12 protein-coding genes are annotated in these 14,321 nt (G+C 36.9%); 10 read left to right on the top strand and 2 right to left on the bottom strand.

Going from position 1 to position 14,321, the window contains the following annotated elements:
* Positions 1-97: 97 nt before the first annotated feature.
* The 5 genes from sppA (at position 98) to LWE_RS08025 (ending at position 4,633) form a co-directional block, all read left to right on the top strand.
* Positions 98-1,114: a signal peptide peptidase SppA gene (gene sppA, locus LWE_RS08045; protein WP_011702383.1), complete on the top strand. Its 1,017-nt coding sequence runs from the start codon at positions 98-100 to the stop codon at positions 1,112-1,114.
* A 19-nt stretch (positions 1,115-1,133) separates the two neighbouring features.
* On the top strand, positions 1,134-1,670 hold the full coding sequence (locus LWE_RS08040) for an RDD family protein (protein ID WP_011702382.1): 537 nt from the start codon (positions 1,134-1,136) through the stop codon (positions 1,668-1,670).
* Between the two features lie 60 nt (positions 1,671-1,730).
* Positions 1,731-2,228, top strand: coding sequence for a thiol peroxidase (gene tpx / locus LWE_RS08035; RefSeq protein ID WP_011702381.1), 498 nt, complete (start codon positions 1,731-1,733; stop codon positions 2,226-2,228).
* 189 nt (positions 2,229-2,417) lie between these two features.
* Entirely contained in the window at positions 2,418-3,416 is a 999-nt protein-coding gene (locus tag LWE_RS08030; protein ID WP_011702380.1) for a class I SAM-dependent methyltransferase, read from the top strand.
* 23 nt (positions 3,417-3,439) lie between these two features.
* A complete protein-coding gene (locus tag LWE_RS08025) occupies positions 3,440-4,633 on the top strand; it encodes an acetate kinase (RefSeq protein WP_041176438.1) in 1,194 nt (397 codons plus the stop codon).
* A 47-nt stretch (positions 4,634-4,680) separates the two neighbouring features.
* Here LWE_RS08025 and LWE_RS08020 read toward each other — a convergent pair whose 3' ends face one another.
* The gene (locus LWE_RS08020; RefSeq protein WP_011702378.1) at positions 4,681-5,136 is read right to left on the bottom strand and encodes a universal stress protein; all 456 of its coding nucleotides are present in this window, start codon (positions 5,134-5,136) and stop codon (positions 4,681-4,683) included.
* Between the two features lie 238 nt (positions 5,137-5,374).
* On the opposite strand from LWE_RS08020, the gene ald reads away from it, so the two are divergent.
* Positions 5,375-6,487 (top strand): alanine dehydrogenase, encoded by a 1,113-nt coding sequence (gene ald / locus LWE_RS08015; protein WP_011702377.1) that lies wholly within the window; start codon positions 5,375-5,377, stop codon positions 6,485-6,487.
* Positions 6,488-6,525: 38 nt separating this feature from the next.
* Here ald and LWE_RS08010 read toward each other — a convergent pair whose 3' ends face one another.
* Positions 6,526-7,623: a M24 family metallopeptidase gene (locus LWE_RS08010; RefSeq protein WP_011702376.1), complete on the bottom strand. Its 1,098-nt coding sequence runs from the start codon at positions 7,621-7,623 to the stop codon at positions 6,526-6,528.
* A gap of 162 nt (positions 7,624-7,785) precedes the next feature.
* Between LWE_RS08010 and LWE_RS08005 the strand changes: the two genes are divergently transcribed.
* The 4 genes from LWE_RS08005 (at position 7,786) to dnaE (ending at position 14,216) form a co-directional block, all read left to right on the top strand.
* Complete coding sequence (locus tag LWE_RS08005; protein ID WP_011702375.1) at positions 7,786-8,472, top strand: metal-dependent hydrolase; 687 nt, start codon at positions 7,786-7,788, stop codon at positions 8,470-8,472.
* A 25-nt stretch (positions 8,473-8,497) separates the two neighbouring features.
* On the top strand, positions 8,498-9,811 hold the full coding sequence (ytoI, locus tag LWE_RS08000) for a CBS-HotDog domain-containing transcription factor YtoI (protein ID WP_041176350.1): 1,314 nt from the start codon (positions 8,498-8,500) through the stop codon (positions 9,809-9,811).
* Between the two features lie 20 nt (positions 9,812-9,831).
* The gene (locus tag LWE_RS07995) at positions 9,832-10,767 is read left to right on the top strand and encodes a DHH family phosphoesterase (protein ID WP_011702373.1); all 936 of its coding nucleotides are present in this window, start codon (positions 9,832-9,834) and stop codon (positions 10,765-10,767) included.
* A 122-nt stretch (positions 10,768-10,889) separates the two neighbouring features.
* A complete protein-coding gene (gene dnaE / locus LWE_RS07990; RefSeq protein ID WP_011702372.1) occupies positions 10,890-14,216 on the top strand; it encodes a DNA polymerase III subunit alpha in 3,327 nt (1,108 codons plus the stop codon).
* Positions 14,217-14,321: the final 105 nt, after the last annotated feature.

Below are 14,321 nucleotides of genomic sequence, written 5' to 3'. Positions count from 1 at the left end.
AAAAAAGTGAAATGGGACACAATTTAAGAGAAAATTTGTACAAAATAAAGAGGACTGGTATTATTACAGTATCTAAATGAAAAAAGGGGAGAATTTAATGAACGCTAAAAGATGGATTGCACTTGGAATTGTTTTTGCACTTTTAATTGTTAGTGCATTAGCAAAAGTGACATCAAATCAGTTTGCAGCTAAAGAAAAAGAAGAGGAAACAGCCATTATTGATAGCTTATTTGCAGGGACAAATGAACTTACAGAAACAGTAATTGAAGATGCCGGACCAAATAAAATTGCCGTTTTATCTGTTGATGGAACAATCCAAGACACAGGAGAAACTAGTTCTATTTTTGGTTCAGAGGGCTATAATCATTCGTTCTTTATGGATCAGTTAGAGCAAGTGAGAGATGATGAATCAATTAAAGGGGTTCTCTTATATGTCAACTCACCAGGTGGCGGAGTAATGGAATCAGCACAAATTAGAGATAAAATATTACAAATCCAAAAAGAACGCTCCATTCCGTTTTATGTTTCTATGGGAAGTATGGCAGCTTCTGGCGGATACTACATTTCAGCTCCAGCCGATAAGATTTTTGCAAGTAAAGAGACATTAACTGGTTCGCTTGGAGTTATTATGCAAGGCTATGACTATAGCGAATTAATGAAAAAACTAGGAATTTCAGACAATACAATTAAAAGTGGGGCTCATAAAGATATTATGAGCGCAACAAGACCAATGACTGAGGAAGAGAAAAAAATTATGCAGTCGATGATAGATGATTCCTACAATGAGTTTGTCAAAGTTGTTGCTAGTGGCCGAGATATGAGTGAAGAGCAAGTACGTAAAATTGCAGATGGTCGTATTTATGATGGACGTCAAGCAAAAGAAAATGGTTTAATAGACGCATTTGGTTATCAAGAAGATGCCCTTGAAGCCCTGAAAAAAGAAAAGAAATTATCCAACGCTTCTGTCATCCAATATGATGAACCAACTGGTTTTAGCTCTTTATTCTCAGCAACTGCCCAAAAAATAACTGGACAAAATACAGATATTACACAATTAATTAAATTAACAGGAACCCTAAAAGCACCAAGGATGATGTACTTATATGGAGAATAATCTGAAAGGAGAAGCACAAATGGGCAACGAAAACATGGCTTTTGAGAATAAGCGTCAAGTCTATCATTATGAACCAGCCATTCCGCCAGAGGAAGCAATACCTAAGCAATATTTTGCTGGCTTTTGGATACGGTTTTTGGCTTATATAATTGATTTAATTGCTATTACAGCAATTAGCGGCATTATCGTAAATCCTATTTTCCGAGTAATGGATTTATCAATGGATACTAGTTTTTTCACTACTTATTGGATTTTAACTACAGTTGTCTTTTTGATATATTTTATTCTCATGACTAAATTTTTTGGACAAACGCTTGGGAAAATGCTTTTTGGTCTTCGTGTAGTAAATTTAGATCGGACGAAATTAACTTGGCTAACAGTGCTTTTCCGAGAGGGAGCAATGCGGTTTGTATTAAAAACAATTTGGCCTTTATATGTTGTATGTGCTTTTACACCAAACAAACAAGGAATTGCTGATTTACTGGAATCGACATCTGTAGTCCATGTAGGTTACTTAGAGCTAGATGAAAAATGGACAAATGGAGCAAAAAATTAGCTTATAGTGATTATCTTCTTTAAAATGAAATAGAAGCTTCAAATTAAAGGAGGAAGAAAAATGACACAAGTAACATTTAAACATAATCCAGTTACGTTAGTTGGTACGGAAAGAAAAGTAGGCGATAAAGCGCCAAATTTCACTGTGGTAAATAGAGACTTAGAAGAAGTAACTTTGCACGATTATGACGGTAAAGTGAGACTTATCAGTGTGGTTCCTTCAATTGATACAAGTGTTTGTTCTACACAAACCCGTAAATTTAATGAAGAAGCAAGCAATCTGGATAATACAGTTGTTTTAACCATTTCCGTTGATTTACCATTTGCACAAAAGAAATGGTGTGCTGCGGAAGGGTTGCCAAATGCTATTACTTTATCTGACCACCGTGATCTTTCTTTTGGAGAAGCATACGGTGTGATAATGAAAGAACTTCGCTTACTAGCGCGTTCCGTATTCGTTATTAATGCAGCCGGAGAAATAGTATATAAAGAAGTAGTTCCAGAAGGCAGTGATCATCCAAATTATGAAGCCGCAATTGAAGCAGCGAAAAAAGCATAAATTTTAAAAGTCTTCCTTTGAACAGGAAGGCTTTTTCTGTATTAATACTAAAAATAAACTGTACTAATTCTAATTAATTATTCTCAGTAGATAATTCCTATTTTACTATAGAAAATCCTTTCACATTCTTTGAAAATACTGTATAATGTTTGGTGGTGTTAGTAATGATAAAAATTCGAGGTGTTACTTTTGGCAAATGAAGCAACGCAAGAATTATTTCAAGTGCTTGATAATACAGCTATTATCTTGCAAAATGAGCTTGAAATAAGCTATTTGGAAGCGGTCTATGAAACAGGAGAAAACTTGTTTCAAAAAGAAGTTTTACAAAAAGAAGAGTTGTCTTCTGAAAAACAATTGAAATTGCAAGAGTCTTACGAAAGTATCGAACTCGAGAATTTCTCAAATGAAGAAATCCGCAAAGGTCTTCAATTAGCACTACTTAAAGGCATGAAACATGGTATTCAAGTGAATCACCAGATGACACCAGATTCCATCGGATTTATTGTGGCATATTTACTTGAAAAAGTGATTCGAAAGAAGAAAAATATCTCTATTTTGGATCCAGCATGTGGGACAGCAAACCTTTTAACCACCGTGATTAATCAACTAGAGCTAAAAGGTGATGTAACAGTTCATGCGAGTGGTGTGGATGTAGATGATTTGCTTATTTCTCTTGCACTCGTAGGAGCGGATTTACAACGACAAAAAATGACTTTACTTCATCAAGATGGATTAGCTAATTTATTAGTGGATCCGGTAGATATAGTAATTAGTGATTTACCAGTTGGTTATTATCCGGATGACGAAAATGCGAAAACATTTGAACTTTGCCGTGAAGAAGGGCATTCATTTGCACATTTCTTGTTTATAGAACAAGGAATGCGCTACACAAAACCAGGAGGATATCTATTCTTCTTGGTACCTGACGCAATGTTTGGGACTAGTGACTTTGCTAAGGTGGACAAGTTTATCAAGAAAAACGGTCATATTGAGGGAATTATTAAATTACCTGAAACACTGTTTAAGTCTGAACAAGCACGAAAAAGCATCTTGATTTTACGAAAAGCGGATGTAAATGTAAAGCCGCCAAAAGAAGTTTTACTGGCCAATCTCTCTTCACTAACAGATCCAAGCGTAACAGCACCGATTTTAGCTGAAATAGAGAACTGGTTCAAGAGGAAACAATAATGGAAGGAATTGACAAAAACAAAATGGAAAAAACGATTGCAATTAACGCCGGAAGTTCTTCACTGAAATTCCAATTATATGATATGCCATCTGAACGTGTTATTACAGCAGGGATTGTAGAAAGAATTGGTTTAAAAGATTCTATTTTCACAATTACTGTAGACGGAGAAAAAATCAAAGAAATTATTGATATTCCTGATCATGAAATTGCTGTTCAAATGCTACTAGAAAAATTAATTAACCATAAAGTTATTGGTTCTTATGACGAAATCACTGGAATAGGTCACCGTGTAGTTCATGGTGGAGAAAGATTCCCTGAATCCGTTTATATTGATGACCAAGTAATTAAAGATATTGAAGCATTATCTGAACTTGCGCCGCTTCATAACCCAGCTAATGTTACTGGAATTAAAGCTTTCCGCAAAATTCTACCTGATGTTATTTCAGTTGCTGTATTTGACACAGCTTTTCACCAAACAATGCCACCAGCAAGCTATCTATACAGCTTGCCATACAGCTACTATGAAGACTATGGTATTCGTAAATATGGTTTCCATGGTACAAGTCACAAATATGTATCCGAACGTGCAGCAGAACTTCTAGGTCGTCCTGTGGAAGAATTACGTTTACTTACTTGTCACTTAGGTAATGGCGCTAGTATTGCTGCAATTGAAGGCGGGAAATCAATGGACACTTCTATGGGATTCACTCCACTAGCAGGTGTTTCTATGGGAACTCGCTCTGGTAATATTGACCCAGCGCTTATTCCATTTATTATGGAAAAAACAGGTAAAACGGCAGAACAAGTACTTGATGTATTAAACAAAGAATCTGGAATGCTTGGCGTATCTGGTATTTCAAGTGATCTTCGTGATTTAGAAGATGAAGCAGCGAAAGGAAACGACCGCGCAGAACTTGCACTTCAAGTTTTCGTGGACCGTATCCATAAATACATTGGTTCTTATGCAGCTCGCATGAATGGTGTAGATGCAATTATCTTTACAGCAGGTATTGGTGAAAACAGTTCTTACATTCGTGAAAAAGTACTTCGTGGACTTGAATTCATGGGCGTATATTGGGATCCAGCACTTAACCAAGTGCGCGGAGAAGAAAGATTCCTTAACTATCCACACTCTCCGGTAAAAGTTATTATTATTCCTACAAACGAAGAATTAATGATTGCTCGTGATGTAGAAACAATTAAAAATAACCGTTAAAACCCAAAAAAGCTCCTTCTTTTAAAAAGAAGGAGCTTTTTTTCATTTTATTTATAATCAGGTACATCGTTACGAACAACAAGAACATCACAAGGGGAGTGGCGAATAATATATTCAGATACACTACCAATCAATAACCGTTCTACGGCGTTTAGGCCAGTAGCGCCACACATGATCAAATCTGCTTGGAAAGCTTTTGCTGCTTCTTTTGTAATAGCTGTTTTTGGTGAACCATATTCGATGTAGCTTTCTACTTTTGTTACTCCTGCTTTTAAGGCATCTTCTTTATAACCACTCAGTAATTCATCCGCATATTCAGTAGCTTTGTCAGCCATGCTAGTATCATAATTGGCAACAGATGAAAATGCGCGTGTATCAATAACATGAACTAGACCAAGCGCTGCATCGTTACGATTAGCCACTTGAATTGCTTTTTGGAAGGCTCTTTCTGCTTCTTTGGATCCATCAACTGCTACTAAAACTCTTTCGTATTGCTGTAACATAATAATTCCTCCAATCAAGATATATGTATCTTCTATATTTATATTTTACCCTTTTTTTCCTAAAAGAACCATAAAATGAAAAATAAATTAACTTTCCATAGATATTTTGTATTTTTTCTAAATCTTTTGTTTGAATTTCGATTAGTTAATTTTTTACAACTTAGGTATATTGTGTTAGCATGGGGGTGTAGAAAATCTTTTATAGTCTATTATACCTATACTGAGGAGAGTGATTTTCATGTTAATCGGCGTACCAAAAGAGATAAAAAATAATGAGAATAGGGTAGCGATGACCCCGGCAAGTGTTTTTTCTTATGTGAATGCAGGTCATACTGTATATATTGAAAAAGGCGCGGGGATTGGCTCTAATTATCAAGATGCTGATTTTGTGCAAGCGGGAGCAAAAATTGTTGAAACGGCTAAAGAAGCTTGGGATGTGGACATGGTTGTAAAAGTGAAAGAACCAATTGCATCAGAGTATACTTATTTTAAAGAAAATCTATTACTTTTCACTTATTTACACTTAGCAAATGAACCAACACTTGCAAAAGCTTTGATGGAAAGTAAAGTAAATAGTGTCGCCTATGAAACAGTAGAACTTGCGGATCATTCATTGCCATTACTTTCGCCAATGAGTGAAGTTGCTGGACGAATGGCAGCGCAAATCGGTGCCCAATTTTTACAAAGAACGAATGGTGGAATGGGTGTGCTTTTAGGCGGAGTTCCTGGAGTGGAGAAAAGCGAAGTGGTTATTATTGGCGGTGGAATTGCTGGAACAAATGCAGCTAAAATCGCAGCAGGTTTAGGCGCAAATGTAACGATTCTGGATATGAATTTAAAACGACTTCGCGAATTAGATGATATTTTTGGTAATCAGGTACAAACATTAATGTCAAATGATTTTAATATTGAAACAGCTGTGAAAAAGGCGGACTTAGTTATTGGGGCAGTATTAATTCCAGGAGCAAAAGCGCCGAAACTTGTTAAAGAGCACGTTATTAAACAAATGATTCCAGGTTCAGTGCTAGTAGATATCGCAATTGATCAAGGTGGGATTTTTGAAACAACCGACCATGTTTCCACTCATGATAATCCAACTTATGAAAAATATGGCGTGCTACATTATGCGGTTGCGAACATGCCAGGAGCAGTTCCGCGGACGTCTACTTTAGCACTTACAAATGCAACATTACCATTCGGATTAAAACTGGCCAATCAAGGACTTGAAATAGCAGTGAAAAAAGACCCATACTTACTTCGTGGTTTAAATACTTATCAAGGTCATATTACTTATAAAGCTGTTGCTGACTCACTTGGATTAGTTTATACAGATAGTAAAGAATTACTTTAATAAAACAGCGAACTTCCCAGAGGAAGTTCGCTGTTTTATTATTTGATTACTTGTAATGTTTTCGGAAACTCTGTCAGTACTTGTACACCATCTTTTGTGACAACGAGGTCATCTTCAATACGCACACCAGCAACACCTGGAACATAAATACCAGGCTCAATAGTAAATACCATATTTTCTTGTAACTCCATATTGTTTGTTTCCGTAATAGAAGGGAATTCATGCACACTCGCGCCAAGTCCATGACCAAGACGATGTGGGAAATAATCGCCGTATCCAGCTTCACGAATAATATTTCTAGCAGTTAAGTCGATTTCGCTTGCTTTCACTCCAGCTTTTACTTTTTCCACTGCAGAAACTTGTGCTTCTAAAACAGTGTCATAAATTTTTTTCTGTTCATCAGAAATATCACCAAAAGCAACTGTACGTGTAATATCAGAGCAATAGCCTTTGTGAACAACACCTAAATCAAATAAAACTAAATCGCCTTTTTTGATTTTTGTTTCACCAGGTGTCCCATGAGGCAAGGCGCCATTTTTTCCAGTTAGTACCATCGTATCGAAAGACATCGCCGTTACGCCTTTTTTCTTCATTTCATATTCGATTTTTGCAACGATTTCTGCTTCTGTTTTACCTTCTGCGATTTCGTCTACACCTACTTGTACTGCGTAATCAGCAAGTAAAGCAGCTTCTTTTAAAATCTTCAGTTCTGCTTCTGTTTTAATAAGACGAACTTGTTCAATCTTGTGTTCAATCGGAATAAAAGAGCAACCCGAGAAGAGTCCGCTTAATTGTTCAAAACGGTCTACACTCATATGTTTTTTTTCAATAGCAAATTTAGTTGGATTTGCTACACGTTTTTTGATTTCATCTGCAATGATGGTGAACGGATTTTCTGTATCGTTATATCCATATGCAGGATGTGTCCAATCGCCGCCACGCAAATCTTCTACCTCTAATGCTGGCGTAAATAAAAACGGTTCACTTTCAGGGAATACGGCTAAACCAAGTACACGTTCATGAGGCTCGCTATGATAACCTGAGAAGTAAGCGATATTCTCTGGATCTGTCAAAAATGCAACCTCGGCACCTTGGTCTTTTAACCAATTTTGTAAGACATCGATATTTTTTTCCATTATTGTACCTTCTTTCCAATTGATTTCACTATCATGATAACATGTGATGGAAATATTTTGCTAATAAACACCTCATAGTTTACGAGGTGTTATATATTAGTTTATAATAATAGTGGTACAATAATACACATAGAATAATTAATCGGGAAGGAAGTTTTTAACATGAAGATTTCATTTCATGGTCAGTCTTGTATTAAAATTATTACTGGAAATACAACTATTTTAGTTGATCCATTTATTTCTGGAAATGAAAAGTGTGATTTAAAAGCAGAAGAGCAAATGCCGGATTTTATTGTTCTGTCGCATGGACATGATGATCATGTTGGTGATACAGTTGAAATTGCTAAAAATTCTGGAGCAACAGTCATCTGTAATGCAGATTTAGCTTCATTTTTAGCTGTAGAAGATGGTCTTGAAAATATTGCAGCAATGCATATTGGTGGGAAAAGACAATTTGAATTTGGTCAAGTGAAGTTGACACAAGCTTTTCATGGTTCACAAACAGTTCGCAATGGACGTATAATTAATCTTGGTTTTCCAACTGGGGTTGTGTTTACGATAGAAAATAAAAATATTTATTTTGCTGGTGATACAGGTTTATTTTCTGATATGAAATTAATTGGGGAATTAAATCCGTTAGATGTAGCTTTCTTACCGATTGGCGATAATTTTACAATGGGACCGGAAGATGCGGCAATTGCGGCACGGTTTTTACAAACAAAATTAGTTATTCCAATGCATTACAATACATTTCCGTTAATTGAGCAAGATCCACATAAATTTGTTGCATCACTGGATGAAGGTATTTCTGGAAAAGTACTTGAAATTGGTGAAAGTATCGAAATCTAACTAAATAGGAATGGGTGAACGAGTCGTGGCCACAAAACATGAACAGATTTTAAAATACATTGAAAATCTAGCAGTTGGAGAAAAAATATCTGTACGAAAAATCGCGAAAAACTTGTCTGTTAGTGAGGGAACTGCTTACCGGGCGATTAAAGACGCGGAAATAATTGGGTTTGTTTCTACTATTAAACGAGTTGGGACACTTCGAATTGAGCGGAAACAAAAAGATAGTATCGAGAAGTTAACTTTTGCTGAAATTGTAAATATGATTGATGGACAAGTGCTTGGTGGCCGTGCTGGGCTTTATAAATCGCTTAATAAATTTGTCATTGGCGCGATGACGGTGGAAGCAATGGAACGATATACGGATGCTGGAAACTTGTTAATCGTCGGGAACCGAGTAAGTGCGCATGAATTAGCTTTAAAACGTGGTGCTGCGGTGCTTATTACTGGTGGTTTTGATACGGACGACGAAGTGAAACAGTTAGCTGATGAGAAAGAATTACCAATTTTGTCGACTTCGTATGATACGTTTACAGTTGCGACAATGATCAACCGGGCGATTTATGACCAATTGATAAAAAAAGAAGTGGTGTTTGTAGAGGATATTTTAACGCCACTCGAAACAACTGCTTATCTATCCACATCCGATAAAGTAGAAGACTGGCATAAAATGGAAGAAGCAACTGGACATAGTCGTTTTCCTGTAGTAAATCGGGCAATGCGACTAACGGGTATGGTTACGAGTAAAGATATCTTAGAAAAAAATCCAAGCATTTCAATCGAACGAGTGATGACAAAAAACCCGCTAACTGTTGGTCCGAAAATGAGTGTTGCTTCAGTAGCTCATATGATGATTTGGGAGAGCATTGAAGTCATTCCGGTCGTCAAAGATGATTTAACATTAATCGGAATTGTTAGTAGACAGGACATTTTGAAATCCATGCAAATGATTCAAAAACAACCTCAAGTCGGTGAAACCATTGATGATACCATTGCGAATCAACTTTCCGAAAAAGCGGATGCTGGTGAAGAAGCGGATTATGAATTTAAAGTAAGTCCGCAAATGACCAATTCGCTTGGGACTTTATCCTACGGTGTTTTTACCCAAGTGGTATGTGAAGTCGTACAACAAAAATTATTTTCTATGAAAAAACGTAATGTGGCAATTGAAAATGTAACAATGTATTTTCTTAAACCTGTTCAAATGGACGCGACAATTGTTATTAAACCGCGAATATTAGAAATGGGACGTAAAGCTGGTAAGTTAGATGTGGAGCTATACTTAGAAGGAATTTTGACCGGAAAAGCTATTGTCGCTTGTCAAATGATGGAACGTTAAAAAGAAACAGAGGCGAAACAATGAAAAGTAAGATTTTAAACGAAATAAAACAATATGAAACGATTATTTTGCATAGACATGTAAGACCAGATCCAGATGCATATGGATCGCAAATGGGACTTGCGGAAATTATTCGAGCAAGCTTTCCTGAGAAAAAAGTGTACTCGGTTGGAAATGATGAAGAGTCGCTCCAATTTCTTGGTGCAGTAGATGAAATAACCGATGAAATCTATAAGGCTGCGCTTGTGATTGTCTGTGATACCGCGAATCAAGAACGGATTTCTGACAACCGTTTTAACTTAGGTAAAGCATTAATCAAAATTGATCACCATCCAAATGATGATGCTTATGGCGACTTGCTATGGGTAGATACGACTGCCTCTTCTTGTAGCGAAATGATTGTCAGTTTTTGGGAATCTTTTTCAGAGGAATTAATTCTAAATGAAACTGCCGCGAGACTTCTTTATGCGGGGATTGTTGGCGATACAGGACGTTTCTTATATCCAAGTACGACAGAAGAAACTTTACGTTTATCTGCGCATTTAGTAACATTTCCGTTTGATCGTCCGGCACTTTACCGTGAATTATATGAACTTCCGAAAAACACAGTCAAACTTTCCGGCTATGTTTTACAAAATTTTGTTATGGATGAAAATGGTGCTGCTACGGTATATTTAAGTGATACACTTTTAGAAGAATTTGAAGTGAATCCGCGCGATGCTTCTGCACTTGTTTCTTGCATCGAAAATGTAAAAGGAATCAAGGCCTGGATTATGTTCATTCAAGAAGGACCAGTTTTTAGAGCGCGTTTACGTTCAAAGGGTCCAGTTATTAATGAGCTGGCCAAAGAATACGGTGGTGGTGGTCATCCGCTTGCTTCGGGTGCTACTCTGCATAATGAAAAAGAAATAAAAGCAATGACAGCAAAACTTGCGCAAATTTGTGCAGCCAAATAAATTAAGAAATAAAGCTGGATACGCTATCTGGCTTTATTTTTATATAAAAACACGAACACACTTTCTTTTTTTTAGCTTAACCGATATAATGGAAAAAGAGAGTTTTGAAAGGAGAGAGGATAGTGGGATTTGTTCATTTACAAGTTGCGAGTGCTTATGATTTGCTTTCTAGTACAGCATCCATTGATAAGCTCATCGCTAAAGCAAAAGAATACCATTATCCAGCCTTAGCAATTACGGATAAAAATGTACTTTACGGAGTAGTCGAGTTTTATCAAAAGTGTTTAGCGGCGGATATAAAACCAATTATCGGGATGACAGTGACAATACAAGGTTACTTCAATCCAATTAATTCATATGAGTTGATATTAATTGCGGAATCAACCGCGGGATATCATCAGTTATTAAAAATCGCAAGTGCCATTCAAACGCGTGAAGAGGGACCAGAATTACCCCAAAGTTGGCTGCGCGCTTATAGTAGTGATCTGATTGCTATTTCACCAGGAGCCAAAGGAGAAATCGAGCGCCTTCTCATGGAAGAAAATCGTGACGGAGCACTTGAAGCCTACGAAAACTTAGTTGCGATATTTGGCAATTCATCTGTTTATTTATCAGCACAAAAAGAAAATCCGCGCCTTTTCGCCAAAATAGAGGTTTTTTCCGCGGAAGAAGAGGTGCCGGTTGTTGCGACAAAAGATGTCCAATACTTGGAACCAAAAGACGCTCAAGCGAAGGAAGTTTTGACTGCGATACGCGATAATCGCACTGTTGACTGGACAACATTACCACTCGCTGGCCCAAATTATTTCAGCTCCCAAGATGAAATGGAACGTGACTGGCAAACTGATTTTGAAAAACAAGCATGTCTTGAAACGGGGAAATTAGCTGAGCGATGTCATGTTGAGATTGCTCTAGATCAGCATTTATTGCCAAGATTTCCATTAGATGAAAAGCAAAACGCATCTGATGTTTTGCGACAAACTGCTTATGCAGGCTTAAAAGAACGTGATTTATTAACAAGAGAATATCAAAATCGTTTGGATTATGAGTTAAAAGTAATCACGGAGATGGGTTTTGCGGATTATTTCTTAATTGTATGGGATGTTATTCGTTATTCTCGAGAAGCGGGAATCTTAACTGGGCCTGGTCGGGGCTCTGCAGCAGGTTCGCTTGTTTCCTATGCGCTTAGAATTACGGATGTAGATCCCATTCGTTATAATTTGTTATTCGAACGATTTTTAAACCCAGAACGAATTACGATGCCCGATATTGACTTAGATTTTCCAGATAATCGCCGGGATGAAGTTATTTCTTATGTGGTTTCCAAATACGGAGAAGCACATGTTGCGCAAATCGGGACATTCGGAACATTAGCAGCGAAGGCGGCAATTCGTGATACAGCAAGAAGTTTTGGTTTAAATTCGGTACTTTTATCGGAATGGTCGAAGTTAATTCCGAGCCAACTAGGAATGACCCTGCCAAAAGCATTACAAGAAAGTCCACGCTTAGAAAATCATATTAAAAGTTCCAAAGAAAACGAAATGATTTGGGAAGTTGCTTGTCAGCTTGAGGGCTTACCACGCCATATTTCGACACACGCTGCTGGGATTGTTATTAGTGATAAGCCACTTGTTGAACAAGTGGCGTTACAATTAGGTAGTGGGGATGCTAGGTTAACGCAATTTGCTATGGGTGAACTCGAAAAAATCGGTTTGCTTAAAATGGATTTCCTTGGACTTAGAAATCTTAGCTTATTAGATCGTGTCTTAAAATCAGTTAATTACGCAAGTGAAAAACCATTAACATTAGCGGATATTTCCTTAGAAGACAAGAAAACATTAACGCTTTTCCAAACAGGAGATACAACAGGCGTTTTCCAATTTGAATCAGATGGAATTCGCCGAGTACTTCGGAAGTTAAAACCAACTTCTTTTGAAGATGTCGTGGCGGTAGATGCCCTATATCGACCAGGTCCAATGGAACAAATTGATACGTTTATTGCTAGAAAGCATGGAAAAGAAAAAATTCAGTATCCGCACCCAGATTTAGCGCCTATTTTAGAAGTAACTTACGGCGTTATAGTTTATCAAGAGCAAATCATTCAAGTTGCCAACCAAATGGCTGGTTTTTCTCTTGGTGAAGCCGACTTATTAAGACGAGCTGTCAGTAAGAAAAAAGCAGATGTTTTAAATGAAGAACGAATTCATTTTGTTGAAGGCGCCAAAAGTAAGGGCTATTCAGAAGCTAGCGCTAACCAAGTATATGATATGATCGTCCAATTCGCGAACTATGGATTTAACCGAAGTCACGCAGCTGCTTATTCCAAAATCGCTTTTCAATTAGCTTACTTAAAAGCACATTATCCAGCAGCATTTATGTCGTCACTTCTTAGTTCTGTGTTTGGGAATGATGATAAAATTTCTCAATATATTACAGAAGCAAAGAATTATGGTATTAATATGTTAGCGCCAAGTATTAATCACAGTAATTACTATTTTCAAATGGAGAATGAAACGTCTATACGTTATAGTTTTCGTGTCATACGCAAAGTTCCAGCAAAATTCATTTTAGAAATCATCAATGAAAGGAAAAAAGCGCCTTTTCGAGATTTCTTTGATTTTTGCGAAAGAATGCCACATAAAATGCTCTCAGAAACAGTCTTAGAAGCACTTGTTTTTTCTGGTTGTTTTGATGAGTTTGGTGAGGACCGGGCAACCATATTAGCAACCATTGATGCTGTTTTACAATACATTTCTTTACTAGGGGAAGATTCAAAAGGAATGAATCTTTTCGCGGAAGATGATGAGTTTTTGAAAAAAATGAAACCACGTTACCGGAAAACAGCGCCAATTTCAATTGATGAAAAGCTCGAAAAAGAAAAATTATACACCGGTCAATATGTTTCGGCGCACCCAGTGTCTTATTATCAAAATAAATTACAAAACCTTTCCATTACCAAACTCGCCAATATTACTTCTGGTAAAAATTATCAAGTCGCAGCCTATGTTCATGAAGTGAAATCCATTCGAACAAAAAAAGGTGAAACAATGTGCTTCTTGACAATTAGTGATGACTCAAAAGAATTAAGTGCAGTGATGTTTCCTGAAAGCTACCGTAAGTATGCTAATTTTGCACAAAAAGGAGAAATTCTTTTCTTACAAGTCAAATCAGATACAAGAAATGGGGAACTTCAGTTAATCGTCAATAAGGCGGAAGATTTAAAAGAAATCAAAGCGCCAGTGAGACTATTTTTAAAATTAACAGAAGCTGTGCAAATAGAGCAAATAAAACCAATTCTAATGCGCCATAAAGGGGATTGTAAAGTTATTATTCATCAAGCGATAACCAAACAAACAGCGGAACTAAAAAATATCCAAATCGCCCCATCAAATGAGCTTGAAGAGGCTTTAATAGAGTTACTCGGCAAAGAGAATGTGGTGATTAAGTAATCTTAGACTTTCTATATTTATGGAAAGTATGTTATAGTTTAACGTGGAAAACAATATTGCGCAGTCTGTCCATTTATAATTCGGGCGGACTGGCATTTTGTCTTC

The sequence above is a fragment of the Listeria welshimeri serovar 6b str. SLCC5334 genome, from assembly GCF_000060285.1.
Lineage (GTDB): Bacteria > Bacillota > Bacilli > Lactobacillales > Listeriaceae > Listeria > Listeria welshimeri.
The sequence above is the reverse complement of the archived record's forward strand: the minus strand, read 5'-3'. Positions and strand labels throughout refer to the sequence as shown.